This window comes from Pseudomonas sp. BC42, assembly GCF_021560055.1.
GTDB lineage: Bacteria > Pseudomonadota > Gammaproteobacteria > Pseudomonadales > Pseudomonadaceae > Aquipseudomonas.
In genome coordinates this window covers 3,152,555-3,174,762 of sequence record NZ_CP091067.1, presented here as the reverse complement: position 1 = coordinate 3,174,762, position 22,208 = coordinate 3,152,555, and the positions used below count along the sequence as shown (strand labels likewise).

The following is a 22,208-nucleotide window of genomic DNA, read 5'->3' as shown; positions in this document are numbered from 1 at the left end:
CTCTTCCCTGGTGATCAGTGGGCGCTCGCCGCCCGCGGGGCGTCGAACTGGGTCTGGTAAAGCTCGTCGCCAAAACCCTGGGCCAGTTCTTCGAACTTGACCCGGGCCTTGCCGGCGAAGGGCTGGCGGATGTTCACCACCTCGGCCACGTCGATCTTTTCGTAGGCCGTCAGAATCTGTTTGGCGATGCCGTACATCTGCTGATTCTTGACCGCGCATTGCTGCACTTGTGTGTCACGTTCGCTCAATTGCGCCTGCAATTTCGCCCGTTCGGCTTCCTTGCCCCGGGCCAGCACCAGCAAGTCTTCGTAGGCTTTCTTGAACTTGCCCAACTGCTCGCTGCTGGCCGCCGCCTGGGCTTGGGCCTGGCTCTGCAGGTTCTGCTGCTGGCCGGCCAGTTGCTCGGCCACGCCGCGGGTCTTGGCCAGCTCGGCGCTCAGTTGCTTGACCTGGGTCTGGGCCTCCCTGGCCGCGTTCTCGGCGGCGATCCGCGCGGCCGCGGCCTGGGCCTGCTCGCTTTGCAGGGCCTGCAACTGTTGGGTGGTGCTGCGCAACTGGGTGCGCAGGCGTTCCTCCATGCCTTCGGCGCTGGCGCCGGCACTGGCCAGCACGCCCCAGGCCAGCAACAGGCTGACCGCCCCTGCCCTCACTCGGCTGTTCATAACCTTCCTCCCGCTTAGAAGCGCGTGTTGAGTTCAAGCTGCATGACGTCGACTTCGTAACGCGGCCCATAGACTTCCGAGGCGCTCATGTAGCGGGCCGTGGCGTAGATGTTCTTGTCGATGCCGTAGTTGCCGCCGACGAAATAGCCCTTGGCGTTGGTGCCCCCCAGGTGGAACGAGGAGTCGTTGAAGCCGTCGGGCAAGGCGTCGGGCTGGATGTACTTGTAGCCGGCCAGCAGGTTCCAGTCGCCGGACTTCTTCATGTCCAGGGCGTTGCCCAGGGTGAACTGCACCAGCAGCGCGTTGCCGCCGCTTTCAAACTGGCCGTTGCGGTTGATGTTGTTGACGATCTCGCCTTCGCTGCGCTTGAGCATCTCGCCCTTGTCGTAGGCCAGGTTGCGGATGTAGTTGGTCTGGCTGCGCAGGCGCAGGTCGTCCGGCAGCTCGGTGTCCCAGGCCAGGTTCAGGTCGAGCACGTCGAACTTCGAGGCCAGGCCGACGAACTGCGGCTGCGGGGTCAGGCCCGGGGTGGCCGGGTTGGGGGTGATGTCGCGCAGCAGGAACACGCTGTTGCCCTTCTGCATGAAGGCCACCCGCGAGCCGTCGGTGTCGCAGCCCGGGGCCCCGGCCCAAGGCGCACAAGGGCTGGAGCGCTGGCCTTCGATGTCGTCGAAGCGGTAGTAGGCCAAGGCGCCCTTGAGGCTGTTGCTGCGGTTGATCTTCCAGTTGGCGCCGATCTGCCCGCCGAACAGCCACTTGGTGTCGCTCTCGTTCTTGTCGAAGCCGTTGCTGGTGGCGGTGTCGTTGGTGTACTCCACCGGGAACACGCCAAGGGTGCCGAACAGGCCCCAGTCGCTGCTGAGCTTGTGGTTGAACAGCGCCGCCACACCGTCGAAGTTCAGGTCGTTGGAATACAGCATGTCGGTTGCATAGAACGGGTTGGCGAAACGCCCGCCGGTCAGGGTCAGGTCCTGGCTGGCCTTCCAAGTCAGGTAGCCCTGGTCGAGCCAGATGTCCTTCTTACCGAAGCCGCCGCCCAGGGTCTGGGTGGTGGACACCGGGTTGTTGTCCGAACCGGTGCCGATGCGGATGCCGGCGGTCCATTCCGGCGAGATCACCGCCTTCATCCCCAGGCGCGCCCGCAGGCGGAACAGGTTGTCGCGGTCTTCACGGCTGTTGAGCAGCGGCGGCAGCTTGCTGTTGGTGTCCTTGTTGACGTCGTAGGGGCCGTTGTCGTTGAGCTTGGCGTAGTCGACGATCTCGTTGCTGTTGTTGTCGGCAAAGAAACGCGACTCCTCGCGCAGGCGGATGTCGCCGTCAAAGCTGATGCGCGACACCCAGTCCGGAAAGGTGTTGGGCTGGGCCCAGTTTTCCTGCTTGGCGGTGGCCATGACCTCGGCCTTGACCTGATCGCGGATCTGCTCGCGGACGATCGCCGGCACGTATTGCACCCGCACATCCCCCGGCGCCGCCGCGGGGCCGGTGGCCGCCACGGCGGTGGCGGCGCTGGCCTGGCGAGCCTGCTGGGCCTCTTTTTCGGCCTGGGCAATCAGTGCCTCGGCCTTGGCCTGCGGCAGTACCCCCTGCTGCACCAACAGACGGATCAGGTTGATCGTGGCGTTCTCCGAAGGCGCGGCCGCGGCGGCCGAGGCCTGTCCGGCCAGGGTCAGGGCGACCATGCCGAGCGCCAGGGTCAATCGATTCACGGTGGAAATCATCTGCACACAACTCCTGTAGAAACTGCAAATAGGGGTTCGCTCATTCCGGCCGCCGGCCCTTGAGGGACAAGCGCACCGGCAAGGTCAGGGACGCCGGCATACGTTCTTTCAGGCGCGGCGTGGCCCGCAGCGCCGCCAGCACCTGCTGGTCGGTCTCGGGGTTGCCGCTGGAGCCGGCCAGTTCGGCGCGGGTCACTTGGCCGTCGGCGCCGAGCCACAGGTCCACCTGCAGCGCATAGGCCTTCTTGCGCAGCTCCGGGTCCTCGCGCAGCACCCGTTGAAAGGTCGCCGCCAGGTACTGCTTGTAGGTGCCGGTGCCCAGCCCGCCGCCACCGGCGCCGGCCATGCCACCGCCCTTGCCGGCACCGACGTTGAAGCCGTCGTTGCCCGCCTGGGCGTCGCCATCGATCTGCATCGGGTTGGCCAGATCGTCCGCCGGCGAGGGCGGTGCTTCCTCCTCCGGCTTGACCTCCTCGGGGGCGGGCGTGGGTTCGGGTTCCGGCACCTTCTCCTCCACCGGCTCCGGCTCCTTGGGCTTCTCCGGAGGCGGCGGTGGGGGTGGCGGCGGTGGCGGCAGCGGGATGATGGTCGGCACCTTCGGCGCTTCCCGACGCACCCCGGCCATGTCATTGGCCCACTGCCACAGCAGCCAGGCGGCCACGGCCCCCAGCAGCAGCCCGGCGCCCCACTTCAGCAGGCGCACGGCGCGCGGCTTGTGCTGCACCGGCGGCAGCTCGATCGGTTGTTGTGCGGTCATGGCTCAGCCCTGGCTCGGTTTGCCGGTGACCAGGCCGACCTGGGACAACTCCAGGCGGCGCAGCAGGTCGAGGACTTCGATGACCTTCTGGTACTGCACCGTGGCATCGCCACGGACGATGATCGGGAAGTCCGGGTTCTGCGCCTTCTCGATGCGCAGGCGCTCTTCCAGCTCGCCCAGGGTCACCGGGTAGGCGTCGAGGAACACCTGGCCGCCGTCGTTCACCGAAATGGCCTTGGTCTTGGCCTCGGACAGCGACACCGAGGCGCTGGCCTTGGGCAGGTGGATCTGGATGCCCGATACCTGGGCGGTGGCGGTGAGGATGAACATCACCAGTACCACCATCAGCACGTCCACCAGGGGCGTGATGTTGATGCTGTCGACGGCGGCGTCGTCTTCGTCGTCATGGGAGGCGTTCACGGAAGCCATGGCAGTTCTCCTCAGGCCGGAACCGACGCGTTGCTATGACTGACCCGCCAGTGGGCGTTCTCGCTGTGCTGGCTCTCGCCATGCAGCTCCGCCAGCCGGGTGATGAACTCGTCGACGAACACTCGCATGTCGGCGCCGACTTCCTTGTTGCGGGTGATCAGGCGGTTGTAGCCAAACAGCGCCGGGATCGCGACGAACAGGCCCATGGCGGTGGCCAGCAAGGCCGCGGCCATGCCCGGGGCGATGGCGTTGATGTTGACGTCACCGGCCATGGCGGTGCCGAGGAACACCACCATGATCCCCAGCACCGTGCCCAACAGGCCGATGTAGGGGCCGCCGGCAATGGCGTTGGACAGGGTCGAGAGCTTGGAACTCAGCTGTTGGTTTTCCCGGGTGCGCACCCCGTCCATCGAGCAGCGGATGGCTTCGATGGTGGCCGCCGACACCGAGGAGGTATCGGCGCCCTGCTCGCGGCGGGTGCGGATCTCTTTCACCGCCACCAGGTACAGGCGCCACAGCGAGGAATGCTCCAGGCGGCTGGCCAGGACCTGATCGTCGGCGAACATCTCCAGGCGGGTACCAACCTTGGCGAACTGCTCGCGAAACAGCGCATTGGCGGCGCTGACCCGGCCGACCATGCGGTTCTTGCGCAGCATGATCACCCAGGACTGGATCATCATCCCCACCAGCACCAGGATGATCACCCAGGCATCCACCGGCACCGCCTTGAGCAAGAAGCCCAGGCTGCCGAAACCAAAACCCGACTGTTCTTCATCGACGCCATAAGCCACCAGCTTCGACTCCGCGCCCTGGGCGCTGGCATCGGCCAGGATCAGCGCCGCCGGACGCGCCACCTTGGACAGGCGCAGCTCGTCCAGGGCCCCGGTGAACGGCAGGAAGTGGCTGGCCTCGGCGCCGGCAGCCGGCGGCAGGTCGGCACCGATCGCCAGCACCGAATTGAAGGTGGGAATGGCCTGGGCCAGGCTCGCGGTTTCGCGGCCGTTGACGTACAGCGCCAGGCGGCTGCCCTCGCCGCTCAGGGCCAGGTGCTGCCACTGCCCCGGGTTCAGCGGCTGGGTGGAGGCGGCGCGCTGGCCGTCCACTTCAACGAAGGGCATGCCCTGGTTGATGCCGATCAGCAGGCTGCCGGCGCCTTCGCGACGGGCCAGCAGCAGTTGCTCACCGCTGGCCTGATCCAGGCGCACCCAGGCGCTGAAGGTGAAGGCGCCGCCGGCGTTGTGCTGCAGCGACGGGCTGGCCGGCAGTAGCAGCGGCTGGCCGCTGAACTGCAAGGCACGGCCGATGACCCCGTCAATCGCCGCGCCGGTGGCGTTCTGCGCGGTGTTGCCGTAGGCGGTGGTGTCTTTGGCCGGGGTGCCGTTGCTGCCGTCGAAGTGGTAGATGGCGGTGTAGCTGGGGTCGAAGGTCAACTGGCCGTTGGCGGTGCTCGGCGCCTTCTGGTTGCCGTAGTACATCCAGATGTCCTGGCGCTGGCCGCCTTCGACCTTGGGCACATCGACCCAGATCAGCGCCATGCCCATCAGCGGGTCGAAGCTTTCGATCTGGTGGTTGAGCACGGTCTTGTCATCGGCGGCGACAAAGCGCAGGTCGGCGCCGTCTTCCTTGACCCCGTCGAAGGTGAAATTGCCGGTGTGCAGGCGCACCAGCAGCGCGGTGCGGCCCAGGGCCTCGTTGATGGCCGCGCCCTGGGGCGTGGTGTCCACGCTGATCTGCTTGCGGTAATGCCAGTCGTCCTGCCACCAGGCGTGGGCCGTGGCCGGGAGCACGAAGCCCAGGCAGATCAACAGGCTCAGGAATAAGCGTTGCATGGGAAGGGTCTCCGTAAAGTCAGAACGTCGCTTGCACACTGAAGTGCAGGCGCGGGTCGTATTTCTGGGTGTTGGGGCCGTCTTTGAGCGGGTAGCCCCAGTCGAGGCTGCCGGACAGCCACTTGCTCAAACTGGCGCGGGTGCCGAGGCCAACGCTGGCCAGGCTGTACTGGTCTTCCTGCTCCGGCAGCGGCTCGTGCAGGGACAGGTGCGCGCCTTCGGCAAAGGCATAGAAACGCCACTCCTGCACGTAGCTGCCGAGGAACTTGGCCAGCGATGGCGTGCGCAGTTCCTGGGAGAACAGGTAGCCCTCGTCCCCGGTGCGCTCGGCGGCCAGGTAGCCGCGCACCGAGGTGGCGCCACCGGCGGAATACTGCTCGTTGGACACCAGGGGCCCGGAGGCCAGCTGGAAGGCGGTCTTGGACGCCGACTGCCAGTCGTTGGCGAAGGTGTAGGTGAAATTCAGGTCGCCCTTGAGCACCGAGAAACTGGCGCTGGCCTCGTCGCGCTTGTAGTGGAATTCCTCGGCGTCGCTGCCGTAGCCGAAGAAGCGCCGGGTGCCGACGATCAGGTTCAGGCCCAGGCCCAGCTGGGATTTTTCGCTGTAGCGGTAGCCGTTGTAGCCAAAGGTCACGGGGGCGTACTTGAGCGGAATCTGGTCGCTGCTGCGGCCAAAGCGCATCTCTTCCTCGAAGTCCTTGAAGTCCACCCCCACCGACAGCGAGTTGGCCCAGTTGCCGGCCGCGGGCAAGGTGTAGATCGCCGACACCCCGTAGGAATGGCCCTTGCCCAGCACGTTGCTGCCGCCGATGGTGGCGATGTTGCTGTCGGACTGGTAGCCGGAGAACTGCAGGGCCCAGCGCTCGCTCAAAGGCGCGGTGTAGGAACCGGACCAGACTTTGGCGTTGTCGGTGTCCTGGGGCGCGGTGAAATAGGTCAGGGAAATGCTGTGGCCCAGCTGCCAGAGGTTGTCGTAGCCGACATTGACCACCGTGCGCAGCTTCTCGGTGTCGGCGCTGTAGTCGTTGTTCAGGCCGACGCTGGCGTGCCAGGGGTTCTGGTCCTCCACTTGCAGGTCCACGTCCATGGTCCCCGGGCGCTGGCCCTCGCGCACCAGCGGCATGACCTGGCGCCCGGCACCACGATTGAGCCCGGCCAGCTGGCTTTGCACCGTGGCAAAATCCGGCACCTGACCTTCTTGCAGCGCCGGCACCTGATCGCGGATCTCCACCGGCGAGTAATGCTTGGCGCCCACCACCCGCACCCGGCCGACCTTGGTTTCACTGACCTGCAGATAAACGATGCCGTCCTCGACCTTCTGCTCCGGCAGCTCGACGAACACCGACTGGTAGCCGCGCTCCTGATAGACCTTCTGCAGCGCATCCCGGGCGCCTTCGATATCGGCCAGGGCTTTTTGCGGCCCGAGGAACGGATACACCGCCTCCTCGATGGCCCGCGCATCGAGCACGGTATTGCCGCGCACGAAGTACTCATTGACGTCCACCAACCGCGCCGCCGTGGCTTCAACCGCAACCGGCTCACCCTCCTCGGCCTGCACCGCCGGCGCCAGCGCCAACACCGTCAACCAGCCGCACAACGGCCACCAGCGCCCGCCACTGCCGGGTCGCCCTGATTTGCCCAGATGCTCCACACCGCCCCCTAAAAAACTGAAAATTGGCGCGCGCACGCGCATTGCTGTCGCCGTCGCCGTCTGCACAGCGTTTGGCCGCTTCAATTGCTGCTGATCGAGGTGTTTTCGTGGCGCGCCAGCCAGGTGTGCAACAGCGCAAAATTCAGCGAGAACTCGGGCATTTGCAGCAGCGCGCCGCAAAACACTTCACCGATGATTTTCTGGATCAACTGCACCGCCCGCGGGTTGTTCAACAGCGTGGCGATGTCGCGACTCAGGACACTGAAGGCCCAGACCTTCTGGTTCAGATCCAGACCGACGAACCAACGGAACAGCAGGTTGTAACTGAGCTGTTCATAGAGCTGCTGTTCGCTGGGCACCGAATACAGCAACTGCAGCAACAGAATGTGCATCACCGTACGCGGCGCGATCAGCATGCCGGGCTCGGCATTGAGGCCCTGGAGCAGATCGCGGTGCTGATCCAGCAACTCATCGATCTGCGGACGCAGCAGCACCAGCGAATGCCCCGGCGGGATATAGCTGGCCACCTCCTTCAAGGCGCCCTGCCAATCATCCTGGGACACGATCCAGACCCACGGCGCCCCGTAGCGATAGACCGACACCGGCTTCTTGCGCGCGGCCTCGACAATCTTCGACAGCCGTTGATCCAGCTCCTGCATGCCCACTTTCGAGTAGCGTTCCATAGTCCCCATAGCCTCACTCCCGGCGTCCCGCCTCGGCTTAAAAAAGTGGCCTGGCGGCCCCCTCAAGCGCGTTACATACCCAAGACGTGCGTGGCCATGTGCTACCGAACTTTTGTCATAAAAGCTTCATTCACGAGAGGAACGCGCGAACGTTGTAGGAGCCGGCTTGCCGGCGAAGACTGCCGGCCGGACAACGCTGAACTGTCTTTATTCCGCGCACGACCAGACCGCCCTCTTCGCCGGCAAGCCGGCTCCTACGAGAGGGAATTGTTGTGCTGAAGAAGGCTTAAAAATGCGCCGCCCGGACGGGCGCGCCGTTAGCCGTGGCTCTGGCTTTTGATCTTGATCTTCAGGCCCCTTCCCAGCCGGCCGAGCGTAGGCGTTGCGTAGGGGGCAGCTCGGCATGGATGCCGAGCTAGCCGCCACCCGGCCATGGATGGCCGGTTGGCGGCGGCCCCCGGAGCAATGCCGGAGAGAGGGAACCCCGAGCCTCAGCGAGGGGCCCATGGAGGGGCAAGCGTTTTTGGTTCCTTTTTGCTGGGCCGGCACTCCGGCGTTTGTAAAAAGGGACTCGCCGTAAGGGCGAAACCGCCAGCCGCCGCACCCGCAGCAACGGATATGTACCCCCCCCCACCAGAAAAACTGGCCGGCTCTCAGGCCGCCAAGTCCCCCTCCGCAATCCTACAAAACTTGCAGAATCACCTGACTATCCACCCCAATCCACAGAGACTATGGTTCCCTTCACACCCAACCGGTGATCAGGTTTGGCGACCTGGAATTAACCAACAAGCAACCACGTTCACAGCGCTCATCGCCCAGCAACACCGCTGACGACAGCCCTCTGAACACGGCTAAACAGGACAGCCTCAAAGGACGGCCTGTTCAATATTGGTTAATACGGAGCCTTACCCATGACAGAGCGATACATCCCCATCACCGGAGTCGACTGCCTTATTCCCTGCCTGTTTATAGACAAGACCGCACCATTGGACGTGCTGCATGCCAACGGTGCCGCACGTTTACTGGCCGTGACTCAACTGATGGAAAGCTTCTCCCGCGCAGAGCTGAAGAATGCCGACGATACCGATCTGCAACATATCTCCAACGTAGCAGCCATTCTGCTGCGTGATAGTTGCGACCTGTTGGGTGTCGTCGGCTGGCGACTGCAAGCCTGAGCCCTGAGCGCTCCGCGCTACTGGGTGGCGCGGAGCGTTTCATATAAAAGTGGCTGAAAACGGCCAATAACAGCCGTTCGTAAAAGGCTGGTTTCGGCCAAAAGCGGTTACTCAACTGGGCTTTTCGTGCCATGCGCAAATTTTCTGGGCGAAATGCTTGATCGCTATATTCCTCACAGCCTGAATTCTATGCGAGTGGGAGCCATTGCTCTCGAGAAGGCACGATAGGCCTATAGACATTCGCGATATCAGAATGATAGCTTCGCAGCTCCTAATATGGAGATGGGCCTGTGAGTATAAAAGTATGTTTTCCACTGAATAATAACGTCACCAGTGAAGATGTATTTCAAGAGTGCATTAATTGGATTCTGGACTCTCCGTTCACTGAGTTTGCGCAAGAAGAACTCACTCAGCTAACAAATGCTGATGACTTCAGTCACTCAAGAAATAACGAGCTTATTGAGTTCTCCCGCTCTGAAACCCCAAGTCTTTTCGTGTCCTCATTACGCTATACAAAATCGACTGAAGTCGCGCAATGGATTACGGAAGTGTCATCAAGAATTGAAAATGGAGAACACTGGATCAACGTAGTTGCGAGCATAGTTACAAACACCGCTTCGAAAGAACCACCTGAAATCAAAAAACCGTTAATCATCATTCGGTTAATTAGCCGTTTTGGTGGAGGCGATGACGGTGGCGTACCAATCAGCATAAATCCCATCCTATTGGACGAAAGCAAAAATGGTAAAGAAATTGCTGCGGCGGTCATAAACTCTAACAATAGCTGTACCTTGCCTATTGTTTATGTGAGTTCAACTAACAACAATCGCCACACAATTATCCCCGATAGACTCGCTAGAGCCTTAAGTGGAATGGCTCATGTAGTCATCGAACCAAACAGAGCCTTTTCGCACAGCCTTAGGAAAGAAGTGTCTTCTCGCAATGTTTATGGTGGGGTAGTAGGTATCTATTGGCCTAAAGGAAGTGGCGTAACACTTTTCAGAAGAGATACAACTGAAATAAAGGCCTTCGAAAAAGACATCTTCAACACTATTTGCGATGCTTTATCAGTTCTAATCTCACCAAAAAAATGCAGCTGGGAAGAAGTTATACACGTCAAAAATAGAAACGCTATTGAACATTTAAAGAGAGAAGGTTTAAACGCTACCGAAGCTAATGAGATCGTATCATTGTACGAAGTGGAACTGGCTGAGAAGACTGACAACATCCAAACCCTCAATCGTGAAATCGATCGATTAAGCGCCCTGCTTAGAGTTCGCGAAGCGAAGACCCCTGTCCAAGGAGGAATACTTATTAATACTGGGGATGAAGAAGACTATTTCAATGAGGAAATACTTGCTTTAGCTTTGCATGCAATCAAGGACTACCTTCGAAAAAGCGTACATCCTAATTCACGACGCGAACACATTCTCACGGCTATACTAAACAGCAACAGCACTGAAGACCTACACGAACAGAAGACAAAGACGCTTAAAGAGGTGCTTCGTGACTATCGCGATATGAACAAAAGAGTAAAGGACACTTTTGAAAACCTTGGTTTCTCGATAACCGCAGATGGAAAACACTGGAAAGTGACTTATCAAGACGATGAGCGCTATACCTATGTTCTTCCAAAAACGGCTAGTGATCATCGCGGTGGATTAAACGCTGCAGCAGACATTGCGAATATTGTTTACTAATTCGGCTCACGGCAATAGTAAAACGTAAGTTGCGTGGACAATTTGCATTCTATGATTTGTTGGCGAACAGGGAACTCTTAAACAAGAGCTTCCCCGTTATTCCCATTCAAGCGTTTACTCTTCTACGCTATCAAATCCCCTGAAAATATCGAGGCGGATGAGTTGCCACTTGAACCGCCAGCAAACCTTTATGGCTGGAAGCGGGCATGAGCATGAAGGACGCAATAGCTACGCTGAACCTGCCACCAGCAGTTAAAGTTCAAACGATCTAACTCTTAGTCCGCATCAATCAGGAACTTTAGTGCAGACGAACTGTGGCGTGCTGGTAATCGCGCTTCCGGTTTTGTGCTGAGACTAGAGACGGTTGCAGTGCTGGATTCGGCGAGCATCGAGGGCTTGTATAGGCTCTTCAACATGGGGGCCGCCCCCCCCAGCACACCCACAAACGACGCGGATAAAGCCATCTCTATCCACTCCAAGTCTCTCGATTCCTTGAGCATGCTCGTCATAGCTGCAGATTATGAAGTGAAATCAATATTCATCGTACACGGAAGTACGGAGGCGCAAACGTCCGCGCTTTAAGACCTATAGTAGATGCGAGTTTTACATCGCAAATAGCTGGTTTATTATTTTGCGGCTTGCGAGTTCCAGGCAGAGAGATAGTGTAGCTATCGGAATCTTTCCTGACAACGGTAGCATATTCGTTTTCAAACTCGTTTGGCAGCAGAAAAGTTGGAATTAAAGAAATCTGTTTTAGGCATTTAGCGATATCATCCATTCTTCCGGCCACGTATGATTCGTCCGGTTTAGCCTTGATGTATTTTCGAAGGATGGAGTCTAGGCACTCTGCTGTTTTGTAGAGGTGGAATAGATGATATGGGATTTCCGTGTTTAGCGAAAAGCCAGTCCCCATCCCATTGAATGGTTTATGTATTGCGGAGTCAGGGCCGATCACTCCCTCATCTACAATACCTTCGATGTAGTAACCGATGATCGCATTATCAGCCCAAGAGAAAGTGAATGCTCTAATTCTTCTGTGCTTGTGTTTTATATCGTTAATGATAGTCGCTGTACGACTATGATAGCTCTTTATGGCGCCGAGAAACTCTCTGGAGACCGTCTTAAATTTTGTCTCTCCGTCAGCAGGGAACAATGATTTCACTATGGACTGGCATGATTCAATGTAGTTATTTGAATAAAACAACATGTTGAATATATCAATATTAAGATCATCAAGAAAGCTTTCGTCGGACTCCTTTATTTTGCTGCCACCTCTTTCTACCGCCTTCGCAAGCCTGTCTAGGCTATGTATAGCATTCATGAAGGAAAATATAAAAACATCAGCGGGATGGTTCAGCCCTAAAACATCATGTTGGCTCTCATGTGGTTGAACCTTTACCAAGGTTCTTGCAACTACTGGCACGAACCCGGACGCTTTATTTGGCAGATCAAACTTCATAATGGAGCCCTTTCATTACCTATAGCGTGGAGAGGGAAGTGCGGAATAGCTTTTGTTTATCAAGTATTTTTGCTGACCGTTTCGCCTATGGCAGGAAATATACAAGAACCCTCCGAAAAGCCCAACAAATACATCGATGCGAGTCGAAGCCATGCGTCGCTGGCACGTAGCCAAAGGATGCCGACGCACCCGCTTTGGGGGTAGAGCGATTGAGACAGATCGCAAAGTCGATGCTGCAAAAGCAGTCACAGGCTATCAGCTTCGAGTTTTTGGGTTGCGTGGCAACTCCGTTCATTGAATGAGGTGCAAAAAAGCAGGGCGCGTGTGTGGTTTCGCGCTTCTTGGCCGATTACTGCCCTTCGCGAAGGGCCGTTTCGGGTCGATTTCTGCCTGTAGCCACCATCAGCTCTTGGCCGTCAGTTTTTGCGAGTTAAATATCCTTCTACTCCATACGCATAAACTGCTGCGACTCCGTTTCTAGTCGCAGCACTGCTTGGGTAATCTGACAAATGCTTAATGTGACCTGATCCTACGATGCTAAAAATTCACTCCTATTACTTTGAAACGCTCGCCTTCAATTTTCCCTATGGCGAGAACAAAGTTTCATAATTTTCTTTGCAGCCAATGGGACGAATCAAAACCGAGTCGATAAGCACAAGCATTTTTGCGCAGAAAAACAAGCGAAGTGCTATCTTCCAGACTTACTTACTTTTCAACTTTCACCCTATACATGTTCCAAATATTCCAAGAGAACCTCGCCACCGAGGTAAGGGCCGTCATCACTGCAATCCATTGCCGGCTCGTCAAAATCAATCCATACACTGGTAATAATCCTGTCTTTTCCAGCCATAGTTCGTTGAGTGCTAGATAACTCCACTTCACCACCCAAGGCTTCCTTTACATATTCTGGAGGTAACGAAACCACTCCAACTCCGCCATTCGGCCACCACACGTGGGGCTTAACTTTTACCCTGTCACCATCATTGAATTTCATTTATTCTCGACCATGCTACCGACTTTAATTTGCCATTTGACGTTTGGTTGAGAGACGAGCTCAAGCCGTTTCGGTGAGCAAAGCGAACGACTTGAACCCGTTGTCACCTGCTCAACTTCGCCCGGCAAATACAACACAAAAACCACCCTCAGACTCGGCTAACCGCGTCGCCGTGCCAACAGCCACTGTAGGGGAAGAGATGTTCTGGCGCATTTTTCGGTATCGCCGTATCGCCCTACCCCAACTGCAAAAAGAACCGACCAATCCCCGCGCCTGCCCTCTCTGAAAAGTCCTCATCCAGAAACAGATACCCCATGCCATCCGAAAGCACGCCTTTATGCTCAGGCAGCGCTATATCCAGATCACCCCCATATATAGAAACTCTTCTGCGCCCTGCCCCCGCTAAAACAGGCGACTGCAGCCAGGCGTCCACACCATCCAACTTGGACGCCAGGTTTTCATCATCGTCCGCGTCGCCGTTCACCCCCAGCCGCACCGTCCCGCGATCTGAAATCGGCTGAGCCGCCTCATCCCGCTCGGAACCGGCTCGCGAATAGCCCATGACAACCGCTTCCGAGCGCCCCTGGACGGCACGCAACTTTCGATAGTGGCCGACCTCGCCCGGCCAGTACGGCACAAAAACCGACACCCAGTAATTCCTATCGATCAAGGCCTCTGAAAACCAACGTCCAGGAAAGGCCATGAGGTGGGTCAGTGGGACTCCATCAGGCGAACGGGGCCAAGCCAGATCGGTCGGCAGACAGGCCCCGCCGCCGACATAGGCATCATCTTTTGCAGGCGTTTCACCGGTAAATATCAGCTCGTCAAACATGCGTTTCTTTGCACTCAGTCATGGGTTGCAGCCTTCGTTAACAACCTCAGGCCAATACCGGCGTCAAGGCTTCAGGCCATACACCTTGCCTCGACAATCCACCCTCAATTCCTCCAGAAAGGGCCGCAACTGCGCCTCCTCCATCAACGCCAGCAACTGTCCAGCCGCCTCCCGCAGCAACTGCCACTGCCCATGTTGGAAGATCTCCCGGTCGCCACAGTGAAAGGCCGCCTCGGACAACCCATTGCATTGCCCCCAGAGGCTGTGCAGCCCAGCCCGGACTTCATCCGGCAAGGCACTGGCGCACGTTGCTAGCAGCGCCTCCAACGGCAACATCGCCATGGACCAGGCCTCACAGGCGGGGCAATCAGGGATGCTGGCCTGCTGAGCCTGCGCATCCAGTGCCAGAAACCCCAGGGCATCGATCGCCTCGCCCACCGCCAGCACCCGCTTGTACTCATCCTGCCCGTACCACTCCCAGACAGTGGTGGAGAACCCCATGTTTTCGGCTCCAAAATTCGTCCGGGCGAATATACCGACATCACGATCCTTTCGCGCATCCTGCAGCCTCGCCGCTTGTGTCGCGCTGCAAACTCTGGAATTGTCTGCCCCTTTGACCACGCCCCCCATCCCCATGAACCCACGCCTCGCCCAGCTTGTGTGCGACTACCAGGCCAGCGTCCGCTGCGCCGTCGAGTTGATGCAGCAATGCGCCATCCCCCTCCCCGCCAGCAACAGCGACTGGGCGGGGCTCGACATTCCGGAGCAAGGGCAGCTGACTGGCGGCATTGGTTACTTCAAGCACGGCTATGGCTGCGCCGTTCACCTGCCAACGGCAACGGTGAGTTTTGACTTTGGCGAGCAGGGAGAGATCGACGGCGTCACCCTGTCCAGGCTCGCCGGCTTTGCCGAGAACCGGCTCGCGCAGTACGGTTTTACCGATGAGGATGAGCTCAAGCAGTGCTTCGAGCAGGAAGTGGCAGCCGGCTCGCTGGTGTATTCGGGCTATATCCTTTACTACCTCGCAACCGCCAAACCCCAAGCGGGCAGGCTCGAAGATAGCCCCACCCCTTCAGCACCCGAGCAACCCGAGAGCCCATCATGAAGTTCACCTCAGCCGGCCAACTCATCGACCCGCGAACCGTCGGCTATCGCAGCCTGGGCTTCGGCGAGGCGCTGTCGATCCCGGCAACGCCCTATGAGCTGCGCATCAACCACAGCGATCTGCCGCCTGGCTTTCTTGATGTCGCCGACACCTTCAACGCCGAATGCAGAACCGACGATCTGGCCCAAGGTTTTATCGACATTCCGCAACTGGCAGAGCTGGACTACCCAAGCTTCAGGGCGCTGCTGCAAGACCATCCGGACCTGGCGGCGCGCCTGATCCAGGACTACCTGCATTTCGAGTTGTTTTTTTTCCTGTTGCCGAACTCAAGCGCACTCAAGGTGGTGATCAACAGCATCACCAGCATCCACTCAAGAGACAACGTCATCATCCTGAGCGGCGAAACCTTCGCCGCCAGAAGCGCCGGGCAATGACCGGGCGCTAGCCACAGCACAGGCAACCGCTGATCAGGGGCTGATCGGGGTCGCTTTCAAGAAAGGTGACTCTGACTTCCACGCCCGCTCGCAGCGGGGTCGTTGCGCAGTGCCAGTTGGCGGCGCCCCCAAGCCAGCAACTGCTTTTGTCATCGAACCGTCCTTCGCGGTCCCAGGGAAACTTGACCTTGAGCCTTGCCAGGCGCCGATCACCGCGCAGTGCCTCGTCGTCCACCGCGATGACCACTGCGGTCTGGCTGCTCACCTGGGGTTTTTCGTGCGCCGAAGGCGGACGGTAGGCCAGGTCCCAGGGCACCAGCGTGAAACGATTGCGGTAACCCGACTGCCGGCCATCCCCGGCGCTCGGGTTGTCGACGGCGTGCTCGTCCGACAGCTGCGGTTGGCCGCCTGCGTGGATGACCCGAGTCAGCAGCCATGCCTCATTGCGCTCCTGGCCAGGGGCGCCACAGAGGTCCACAACATGGCCGCTGTGCAGTTCGGTGCGCGAACCCTGCCCCTCCACCTGACGATAAGCCGCGCGGCGGTACTCGCCGGTCGGCGGGCTGATCGCTCTGGCGGGCTCGGGCATGACCGCCGTGGCGGGCTCGATCCGCGGGAAGACCGCCTGATGATCGCCAAACACCAGCACGTGTCCTTGAGCACTGTGCTGGAAGTGAAAGTGAATCCCCTCCTCCTCGCACAAGCGCTGAATGAAATGCAGATCCGTTTCACCGAACTGGGTGCAGCAGTCACGCTTGGGGTAGGTGGAACCCAGCTGGAAGCGGTAGGCGTCCCCCAGGATCCCGTGTTCTTCGAGTATCAAGGCGACGATGGCCGGCACCGAAAACTGTTGATAGATGCGCTGGTTGGTGCGATGGCGCAGGTAGGACAGATGCGGGACCAGGGCCAGGTTGTAGCGCTGCGGATGCGAATGCTCAGTGTCTTTGCCGATGTGATAGATGCGTCCATGAACGCCGTTGCCCTGGGGGTCGAAGGCCAGAAAGGCCTCGCTGTCGACCAGGCTTTGCAGCTCCTGCTCTGGTCGCTCGCAGACAAACTCCACCTTGAAGAAGTAAGGCTTGCCGATCGCCTCCTCGCCGGTGAAGGCAAGCACTTGAACCTCCTGATCAAGTGCGTCGAGTGTCAAGCTGAAGTGCGTTTGATGGGCTGGGCTGAACATCCACTGTTCTCCTGTTGCTTGAGGTGTTGAATGGACGCAGGCACAAACCGCCATGCGGAAAAGTTGTTCTCCGCATGGCCAGTACATTTCATCGAATGTTTTAAATAATGAGCCCGCACTGGCGATGAAACTTGCACAGGGCAGAAGATGAAGAGTCCAACGAAATCAGATGCTGCTCTTCACCTTGGTCCAGACCCGAGTTCGGATCCGCTCCAGTTTCAATGGCAGCGGCTCAAGTGGAACCAGTGTGGCAACCGTTTGCTTGTCTGGATAAATCCAGGGATTGTCGCGCAACTTCTGCTGGACAAACTCCGTGGCATCCTTGTTGGCATTGGGGTACAGGGTGTGATTTGAAGTCTTGGCAATCACTTCCGGGCGCAGCATGTAGTTGATGAACGCCATGCCGGCCTTGGGATGCGGAGCGTCTTTCAACAGAACCAGATTCTCCGACCAGACCAGTGCGCCTTCACGCGGAAGGCTGTAGGTAATCCGGCGCCCAGTGTTGGACTTTTCATTGATGGCCTGGGCGGCAAGCGCACCATTGGCCCAGCCCACCACCGCACAGATGTTGCCATCCGCCAAGTCGGCGTCGATGCGGGACGAATCGAAATAAAGGATGTAGGGACGGATTTTCAACAGCAGGGCTTGGGCTTTCTGGTAGTCATCCGGGTTCTTGCTGTTGCTCGGGAGCCCAAGGTAGTTCAGGGCGATGGAAATGATCTCGCTGGGCGAGTCGAGCATGGCCACGCCACAGGACTGCAGCTTGCTGATGTTCTCTTCCTTGAAGATCAGGTCCCAGCTATTGACCGGCGCATCGTCGCCCAGCGCCGCTTTGACCTTGTCCACGTCATAGCCGATCCCGGTGGTGCCCCACAGATAGGGCACCGCGTAACGATTGCCCGGATCATTGACCGCGAGCTGGGCCAGGATGTCCGGGTCGACGTGGGACAGATTGCTCAGTTGCGCCGGGTCCAGCGGCTGCAGCACTCCGGCCTGGATCAGGCTGGGCAGCACGTTGGAGGTCGCCACCACCACGTCATACCCCGTGCGCCCGGCCATGACCTTGCTCTGCATGATCTCGGCGCTGTCGAAGGCATCCATGTGAATGCGGGTGCCGGTGGCCTGCTCGAACTCTTTTGGGGTTTCCGGCGCGAGCAGCCCGAACCAGTTGTACAAGTACATTCCGGGCTCTGCCGCCCCTGCCGATGTGCTGATCCCGGCACAGAGAAGCGCGGCTGAAAAAACGGTTCGCAAAGGTGATTTTCTCATGCAACATCCTTGTCCAGACGACGTGCCCTCATGGCTGTCGTAAATCCTGCAAGCGAATATACCGAGCCCAAGCCAATAGTAAATACCTCCAAATACTTACCCTTGACCCACGATTCCCTAACCCTAAAGGGGTAGAAAATGCCACTCGACCTTCATAGCCTGGCCTGGCATCGATCGATTGGAAAACTGATCATGCAGTTGAACCGTCCAGACTTCTGGAGTTCGCTTATTCGTACGCTCAATGAATATGTGCAGATCGATAACTGGGTTGTACTGATCTTCAGCAATCAACAGGTGCAAGTGATCAGTCTTCCCGAGATTGCCGATGTGGAAGAGGTGGACGCCTTCACTCATCTATATGTAAAGGGACTTTACTTGCTGGACCCCTTTTACATCGCCAACCGGGAAAACCCGCAAAGCGGCTTCTTTCACTTATTGGACATTGCCCCGGAATACTTCGTTGAAACCGAGTACTACCACCAGTACTTCGCCCAATACATTTCCATGGATGAAGTGCAATACAACGTGCAACTGGATGCCGATAGAACCCTGTGCATTTCCATCGGCAGCCGGGTTCGTTTCAATCAAGAACAAATCACCATGCTCGACCTCATCAAGCCTTGGGTGATGGCTCTGATGCATCAACGCATGTGCTTTGAGATCGATCTGGAGAAGAGCCTCGCCGCCCCGCCGCAATGGCCGGAAACCATCGGCCAACTGGGCACCCAGATAACCACGCGGGAAAGCGATGTACTGCGGCTGTTGCTCAGCGGCTTCTCCAACAAGGAAATCGCCGGCAAGCTCTCCCTCTCCGCGGAAACCGTCAAGGTTCATCGCCGTAACATCTACGCCAAGCTGAACATCAAGTCACAATCCGAACTCTTCGCTCGCTTCTTCATGCCCAAACAGGAGGTGCTCTCTTGACGCCAACAACCTCGCTGACGCTCCTACCCGGGAAGCCGTAAACAAACCACTGCTTAGCCTGGATGCCTCACGAACCCCGCATCCCACCAGCAACACCCTCCAAGCCCCTCTCAACACGGATGTCGAACACCCCATGTTTAAAGCCATTGTCTTCGGCCTGCTCTCCTGCGCTTTGGTGCTGCCTGTTTTCGGTCTGGCCATTTCACAGCTTCTCCCTCCTGCGTTCGTTGCCCTGGGCGAACCGGGTTGGAGACAACAGCACGATCAACTGGTCAGCATCAACAGCGTTCAATGGCTGACGGTGCTTGGCTGGGCCCTCGCGGCAGGCATTGGCGGATTTGTCAGCACCCGGACCCAGGCGACCCGCACCTTGCGTCCCGCCATCTGGGTCGGGGTCATCATCCTGCTGGTCTGGGGCCTACCGGTGGGGTTCTTCTCGGGAAGCCAAATGGGCTGGGTGCATTTCACCTGCTGCCTGGCCATCATGCCGGCGGTGCTAGCGGGAGGTTCGCTGGCGCGCAGAAAGATTGAGCGTCGCCAGCGATTTTCCTGACAGCCACCCAGGCTTACCGGCGGTGCGCAAATATGCTTGTTGCGCAACGTCACCCCGTTTCAGGCGGCCGCGCACATTTGTGGCTTCGCTACGTGATTTCTCAACAGAGCCAATCCCTCATGCTTATACAGCTTCTGACCAGCCTCCTGCCGTCACTCAGCATGCAGAACACCAAGGTTCATCTGGCCCAACACAACGGCATTGACCACCCGATGGACGTTTACCTCGCCGGCGAGTTCGACAAATGGCAGTCGTGGCAGTCGCGCAGGAACTTCGAATGCGAATACGTGATCGGCCTGGTGGAACTGCCTGGCACCAAGAAATGGCTGCTGGCTGGCGTTTACGACTCACTCAAACTCAACGAGTCGGAGACTAATAAAGACAAGCATGACTTTGTCTATGACTACCGCCGCGTGCCTGAATTTGCCGAGCTGGAGGGTCGCTTGATACTCGACTACGCCAAGCCGCGGGGGAACTATCTCTGGCTGGAAACCTGCCTGAAAAGCATGGTGGTGTCCTCGATCCTGGAAAAGCCCATGACGGTCGGCAAGTTTCCTGGCTTCAAGGAAGTCGATATCTCCCATCGGGAACTGAACATCATCGTCAAGCAAGGCCTGGAGTCATGGCAGACCGCGCTTTCCAGCGTGGCGGGCGTGTACCTCATCTCCGACCGCACCGAAGGCGAGCATCAGCTATACGTAGGCTCCGCGACCGGCACTGGCGGTGTATGGGAACGCTGGGTCACCTACGCCCATAACGGACATGGCGGAAACATCCGCCTACGTGACCTGCACACCCGGCGTGGCGAGAATTTCGCGGAAAATTTCAGGTTCAGCATCCTTGAAATTGCCGACAAGCACACTGGCAAGGACGAAATGATGCAGAAGGAAATTCATTGGAAACGCCGCCTTCTGACCCGCGACAGCGGGCTGAACGGCAACTAATGGACCTACCTGTCCACCTGATAACGGATGCACGGCGTCAATACAGACGCCGCACAAACCCGACGGCTAGTTACCGCGCCCTCCTCCAAATGACCACTCATCACTGGCCGTCGTGGAAATCACCACCATGACGTCCTCCGCGTTGAGCCCCGTCGCCCGCCGCAACTTGTCGACCAGATCGCGGTAAAAACGCTGTTTGGTCGCCACGCTTCGCGGGCGGCCCGCGGTTATCGCGATCAGCACAAAGTCATGGCTGCGCGGCCCTCCCAGGTAGTGGGGATCAAAGATCAGCTCGCCGGGCTCATGTTGGTGAATGACCTGGAAGCAATCAGACTTCGGCACCTCGAAGCTCTCGACCAAGGCGTCGTGCAAGCCCTCGGACAACGCCCGTAAATACTCGGCCGACTTGCCGCGGTGCAGTGAAATTCGTGCAAACGGCATCAACGATCACTCCTGAGGTTCTGCAAGGCAGGCCTGTAGCTCACTGAGCACATTCAGCGCCGAGGCGGCGGTCGGCCAACCTGAATAGAACGCCAGGTGGGTCATGACTTCGACCAGCTCGTCGACAGCCAAGCCGTTATCCAGGGCCCGCCTCAAATGAAAGGGCAGTTGTTCCAGACGGTACATTGCCACCAGCGCGGCCACTGTCACCAGGCTGCGCTCACGGGGATTCAATTGCGTGCGTGTCCACATGTCGCCAAACAATACGCTGTCGGTCAGCTCGGCGAATTTCTGCGGGTAGCGGCTCTGATGTTCTCGTTCCGTGCCCGTCGATGCATTCATGATGTTCCTCCCCTGACGTCCCAATTGACGGGGGCAAACTATCAAGTCGCGACAGTGCCGAATATCAGATTTAATAGCGCCAATCATCCCAAATAAGTGGACCATTGAATGCGTCGCCCGACTTTAGATCTTGACGTATTGCGCACCTTCGTCACCGGCGTGGAGCTCAACAGTTTTGCCAAGGCGTCGACTCGGCTCGGTCGGTCAACGTCTGCCGTAAGCGCTCAATTGAAGAAACTTGAGGAACAGATAGGTACGCCGGTGCTGACCAAGTCCGGTCGCGGACTGGTCTTGACCGCCGCGGGAGAAACACTGATCAGCCATGCCCGCCGGTTGCTGGAGCTGAACGACGGTATTTTCCAGACTCTGCGTGAAAGCCAAACCGCCGGCACCATACGCCTCGGGCTTCAAGAGGACTTCGGCGAACATTTCCTGAGCGATATCCTGCGCCGCTTCGTTCAGACGTACCCGAGGGTGAAGCTTGAAGTCAGGATCGCCCGTAACGCCGAACTGCTGGCGCTGGTCGAAAGCGCCGATCTGGACCTGGCCCTGACCTGGGACACCGGGCACCTGCCGCCCCATGCCACACGCCTGGGCGAAACGCCGATGCACTGGATCGGGCCCCGCGATACCTCCCTGCTTATGGCAGCCGACGACTCACCGCTGCCACTGATCATGTTCGACGCACCTTGCCTGTTGCGCAGCGCCGCCCTCCAGGCGCTGGATGCCGCGCACCTACCCTGGCGAATCGCCCTCACCAGCCCCAGCGTCAGCGGTATCTGGGCGGCCGTCGCCGCCGGATTGGGCCTGACGCTGCGTACCCGCATCGGCCTGCCGAACCATCTCACCGTTGTGTCTGGCCTCCCCCCGGTGCCAAGCCTCGGCTATGTGCTGCACAGCCATGGCAGCGATCCAACACCCGCCACCCAACTGTTGGCCGCACTGATCAAGACCAGCCTGGAAGAACAGGCGTATCGGTTCACGAGCACGACATGATTTAAGGCATCCAGGGGGCAATTCGGACAACGGCCATGGGCCGTGAGTAGCCCTACGCGAAGGAAAGCTATCGGCAGGAAGCACGGAAAATGGCTAAACGCATGAGCCGGCTATCGACCCTGCAAACAATG

General features: G+C 58.7%; 23 protein-coding genes. 8 read left to right on the top strand and 15 right to left on the bottom strand.

Going from position 1 to position 22,208, the window contains the following annotated elements; translation table 11 throughout:
* Positions 1-14: 14 nt before the first annotated feature.
* Genes L1O02_RS14650 through L1O02_RS14620 form a run of 7 tightly spaced genes read right to left on the bottom strand, consistent with a single transcriptional unit; the run spans position 15 to position 7,729 of the window.
* Positions 15-662, bottom strand: a complete 648-nt coding sequence (locus L1O02_RS14650) for a DNA repair protein (RefSeq protein ID WP_235760160.1) — start codon at positions 660-662, stop codon at positions 15-17.
* 14 nt (positions 663-676) lie between these two features.
* Entirely contained in the window at positions 677-2,380 is a 1,704-nt protein-coding gene (locus L1O02_RS14645) for a putative porin (RefSeq protein WP_060839480.1), read from the bottom strand.
* 40 nt (positions 2,381-2,420) lie between these two features.
* Positions 2,421-3,137, bottom strand: coding sequence for an energy transducer TonB (locus L1O02_RS14640; RefSeq protein WP_235760159.1), 717 nt, complete (start codon positions 3,135-3,137; stop codon positions 2,421-2,423).
* A gap of 3 nt (positions 3,138-3,140) precedes the next feature.
* Positions 3,141-3,566 (bottom strand): biopolymer transporter ExbD, encoded by a 426-nt coding sequence (locus tag L1O02_RS14635; protein ID WP_011061113.1) that lies wholly within the window; start codon positions 3,564-3,566, stop codon positions 3,141-3,143.
* Positions 3,567-3,577: 11 nt separating this feature from the next.
* A complete protein-coding gene (locus L1O02_RS14630; RefSeq protein ID WP_108543952.1) occupies positions 3,578-5,395 on the bottom strand; it encodes a MotA/TolQ/ExbB proton channel family protein in 1,818 nt (605 codons plus the stop codon).
* Between the two features lie 19 nt (positions 5,396-5,414).
* Positions 5,415-7,130, bottom strand: a complete 1,716-nt coding sequence (locus L1O02_RS14625) for a ShlB/FhaC/HecB family hemolysin secretion/activation protein (protein ID WP_235760158.1) — start codon at positions 7,128-7,130, stop codon at positions 5,415-5,417.
* Entirely contained in the window at positions 7,127-7,729 is a 603-nt protein-coding gene (locus L1O02_RS14620) for a transposase (RefSeq protein WP_060839484.1), read from the bottom strand. Before L1O02_RS14620 ends, L1O02_RS14625 begins: the two co-directional genes overlap by 4 nt.
* Positions 7,730-8,640: 911 nt before the next feature.
* On the opposite strand from L1O02_RS14620, the gene L1O02_RS14615 reads away from it, so the two are divergent.
* Both L1O02_RS14615 and L1O02_RS14610 read left to right on the top strand, forming a co-directional pair.
* The gene (locus L1O02_RS14615) at positions 8,641-8,904 is read left to right on the top strand and encodes a short-chain dehydrogenase (protein ID WP_199009402.1); all 264 of its coding nucleotides are present in this window, start codon (positions 8,641-8,643) and stop codon (positions 8,902-8,904) included.
* A gap of 290 nt (positions 8,905-9,194) precedes the next feature.
* The gene (locus L1O02_RS14610; protein ID WP_199009403.1) at positions 9,195-10,604 is read left to right on the top strand and encodes a hypothetical protein; all 1,410 of its coding nucleotides are present in this window, start codon (positions 9,195-9,197) and stop codon (positions 10,602-10,604) included.
* Positions 10,605-11,142: 538 nt separating this feature from the next.
* Here L1O02_RS14610 and L1O02_RS14605 read toward each other — a convergent pair.
* The 4 genes from L1O02_RS14605 to L1O02_RS14590 all read right to left on the bottom strand — a co-directional run bounded on the left by L1O02_RS14605 (position 11,143) and on the right by L1O02_RS14590 (position 14,390).
* The gene (locus L1O02_RS14605) at positions 11,143-12,063 is read right to left on the bottom strand and encodes a hypothetical protein (RefSeq protein WP_235760157.1); all 921 of its coding nucleotides are present in this window, start codon (positions 12,061-12,063) and stop codon (positions 11,143-11,145) included.
* Positions 12,064-12,787: 724 nt separating this feature from the next.
* The gene (locus L1O02_RS14600; protein WP_199009405.1) at positions 12,788-13,057 is read right to left on the bottom strand and encodes a hypothetical protein; all 270 of its coding nucleotides are present in this window, start codon (positions 13,055-13,057) and stop codon (positions 12,788-12,790) included.
* A 235-nt stretch (positions 13,058-13,292) separates the two neighbouring features.
* Positions 13,293-13,889 (bottom strand): hypothetical protein, encoded by a 597-nt coding sequence (locus tag L1O02_RS14595; RefSeq protein WP_235760156.1) that lies wholly within the window; start codon positions 13,887-13,889, stop codon positions 13,293-13,295.
* A 63-nt stretch (positions 13,890-13,952) separates the two neighbouring features.
* Entirely contained in the window at positions 13,953-14,390 is a 438-nt protein-coding gene (locus L1O02_RS14590) for a hypothetical protein (RefSeq protein WP_235760155.1), read from the bottom strand.
* Here L1O02_RS14590 and L1O02_RS14585 point away from each other — a divergent pair.
* Together L1O02_RS14585 and L1O02_RS14580 are read left to right on the top strand one after the other, a co-directional pair.
* On the top strand, positions 14,389-14,994 hold the full coding sequence (locus tag L1O02_RS14585; RefSeq protein WP_235760154.1) for a hypothetical protein: 606 nt from the start codon (positions 14,389-14,391) through the stop codon (positions 14,992-14,994). The two genes, L1O02_RS14590 and L1O02_RS14585, sit on opposite strands and share 2 nt — an antisense overlap.
* A complete protein-coding gene (locus tag L1O02_RS14580; RefSeq protein WP_235760153.1) occupies positions 14,991-15,428 on the top strand; it encodes a hypothetical protein in 438 nt (145 codons plus the stop codon). Before L1O02_RS14585 ends, L1O02_RS14580 begins: the two co-directional genes overlap by 4 nt.
* Before the next feature lie 7 nt (positions 15,429-15,435).
* On the opposite strand, the gene L1O02_RS14575 is transcribed toward L1O02_RS14580, so the two are convergent.
* Both L1O02_RS14575 and L1O02_RS14570 read right to left on the bottom strand, forming a co-directional pair.
* On the bottom strand, positions 15,436-16,608 hold the full coding sequence (locus tag L1O02_RS14575) for a contractile injection system protein, VgrG/Pvc8 family (protein ID WP_235760152.1): 1,173 nt from the start codon (positions 16,606-16,608) through the stop codon (positions 15,436-15,438).
* Between the two features lie 165 nt (positions 16,609-16,773).
* Positions 16,774-17,877 (bottom strand): polyamine ABC transporter substrate-binding protein, encoded by a 1,104-nt coding sequence (locus L1O02_RS14570; protein ID WP_108543970.1) that lies wholly within the window; start codon positions 17,875-17,877, stop codon positions 16,774-16,776.
* 138 nt (positions 17,878-18,015) lie between these two features.
* Between L1O02_RS14570 and L1O02_RS14565 the strand changes: the two genes are divergently transcribed.
* The 3 genes from L1O02_RS14565 to L1O02_RS14555 all read left to right on the top strand — a co-directional run bounded on the left by L1O02_RS14565 (position 18,016) and on the right by L1O02_RS14555 (position 20,298).
* A complete protein-coding gene (locus L1O02_RS14565; RefSeq protein WP_060839497.1) occupies positions 18,016-18,801 on the top strand; it encodes a helix-turn-helix transcriptional regulator in 786 nt (261 codons plus the stop codon).
* Positions 18,802-18,934: 133 nt separating this feature from the next.
* Positions 18,935-19,354, top strand: coding sequence for a hypothetical protein (locus L1O02_RS14560; protein ID WP_235760151.1), 420 nt, complete (start codon positions 18,935-18,937; stop codon positions 19,352-19,354).
* A gap of 32 nt (positions 19,355-19,386) precedes the next feature.
* Positions 19,387-20,298, top strand: coding sequence for a GIY-YIG nuclease family protein (locus L1O02_RS14555; RefSeq protein WP_235760150.1), 912 nt, complete (start codon positions 19,387-19,389; stop codon positions 20,296-20,298).
* Between the two features lie 66 nt (positions 20,299-20,364).
* Here the strand turns inward: L1O02_RS14555 and L1O02_RS14550 are convergent, their stop codons facing one another.
* Positions 20,365-20,739, bottom strand: a complete 375-nt coding sequence (locus L1O02_RS14550; RefSeq protein ID WP_108543976.1) for a tautomerase family protein — start codon at positions 20,737-20,739, stop codon at positions 20,365-20,367.
* 6 nt (positions 20,740-20,745) lie between these two features.
* Complete coding sequence (locus tag L1O02_RS14545; protein ID WP_235760149.1) at positions 20,746-21,081, bottom strand: carboxymuconolactone decarboxylase family protein; 336 nt, start codon at positions 21,079-21,081, stop codon at positions 20,746-20,748.
* Positions 21,082-21,189: 108 nt separating this feature from the next.
* On the opposite strand from L1O02_RS14545, the gene L1O02_RS14540 reads away from it, so the two are divergent.
* Complete coding sequence (locus L1O02_RS14540) at positions 21,190-22,077, top strand: LysR substrate-binding domain-containing protein (RefSeq protein WP_235760148.1); 888 nt, start codon at positions 21,190-21,192, stop codon at positions 22,075-22,077.
* Positions 22,078-22,208 lie beyond the last annotated feature (131 nt).

Excerpts from the sequence above, each read along its gene's own strand:
- L1O02_RS14650 (WP_235760160.1), bottom strand. The coding sequence starts at position 662 with ATGAACAGCCGAGTGAGGGCAGGGGCGGTCAGCCTGTTGCTGGCCTGG.
- L1O02_RS14645 (WP_060839480.1), bottom strand. The coding sequence starts at position 2,380 with ATGATTTCCACCGTGAATCGATTGACCCTGGCGCTCGGCATGGTCGCC.
- L1O02_RS14640 (WP_235760159.1), bottom strand. The coding sequence starts at position 3,137 with ATGACCGCACAACAACCGATCGAGCTGCCGCCGGTGCAGCACAAGCCG.
- L1O02_RS14635 (WP_011061113.1), bottom strand. The coding sequence starts at position 3,566 with ATGGCTTCCGTGAACGCCTCCCATGACGACGAAGACGACGCCGCCGTC.
- L1O02_RS14630 (WP_108543952.1), bottom strand. The coding sequence starts at position 5,395 with ATGCAACGCTTATTCCTGAGCCTGTTGATCTGCCTGGGCTTCGTGCTC.
- L1O02_RS14620 (WP_060839484.1), bottom strand. The coding sequence starts at position 7,729 with ATGGAACGCTACTCGAAAGTGGGCATGCAGGAGCTGGATCAACGGCTG.
- L1O02_RS14615 (WP_199009402.1), top strand. The coding sequence starts at position 8,641 with ATGACAGAGCGATACATCCCCATCACCGGAGTCGACTGCCTTATTCCC.
- L1O02_RS14605 (WP_235760157.1), bottom strand. The coding sequence starts at position 12,063 with ATGAAGTTTGATCTGCCAAATAAAGCGTCCGGGTTCGTGCCAGTAGTT.
- L1O02_RS14600 (WP_199009405.1), bottom strand. The coding sequence starts at position 13,057 with ATGAAATTCAATGATGGTGACAGGGTAAAAGTTAAGCCCCACGTGTGG.
- L1O02_RS14595 (WP_235760156.1), bottom strand. The coding sequence starts at position 13,889 with ATGTTTGACGAGCTGATATTTACCGGTGAAACGCCTGCAAAAGATGAT.
- L1O02_RS14585 (WP_235760154.1), top strand. The coding sequence starts at position 14,389 with ATGTTTTCGGCTCCAAAATTCGTCCGGGCGAATATACCGACATCACGA.
- L1O02_RS14590 (WP_235760155.1), bottom strand. The coding sequence starts at position 14,390 with ATGGGGTTCTCCACCACTGTCTGGGAGTGGTACGGGCAGGATGAGTAC.
- L1O02_RS14580 (WP_235760153.1), top strand. The coding sequence starts at position 14,991 with ATGAAGTTCACCTCAGCCGGCCAACTCATCGACCCGCGAACCGTCGGC.
- L1O02_RS14575 (WP_235760152.1), bottom strand. The coding sequence starts at position 16,608 with ATGTTCAGCCCAGCCCATCAAACGCACTTCAGCTTGACACTCGACGCA.
- L1O02_RS14570 (WP_108543970.1), bottom strand. The coding sequence starts at position 17,877 with ATGAGAAAATCACCTTTGCGAACCGTTTTTTCAGCCGCGCTTCTCTGT.
- L1O02_RS14565 (WP_060839497.1), top strand. The coding sequence starts at position 18,016 with ATGCCACTCGACCTTCATAGCCTGGCCTGGCATCGATCGATTGGAAAA.
- L1O02_RS14560 (WP_235760151.1), top strand. The coding sequence starts at position 18,935 with ATGTTTAAAGCCATTGTCTTCGGCCTGCTCTCCTGCGCTTTGGTGCTG.
- L1O02_RS14555 (WP_235760150.1), top strand. The coding sequence starts at position 19,387 with ATGCTTGTTGCGCAACGTCACCCCGTTTCAGGCGGCCGCGCACATTTG.
- L1O02_RS14550 (WP_108543976.1), bottom strand. The coding sequence starts at position 20,739 with ATGCCGTTTGCACGAATTTCACTGCACCGCGGCAAGTCGGCCGAGTAT.
- L1O02_RS14545 (WP_235760149.1), bottom strand. The coding sequence starts at position 21,081 with ATGAATGCATCGACGGGCACGGAACGAGAACATCAGAGCCGCTACCCG.
- L1O02_RS14540 (WP_235760148.1), top strand. The coding sequence starts at position 21,190 with ATGCGTCGCCCGACTTTAGATCTTGACGTATTGCGCACCTTCGTCACC.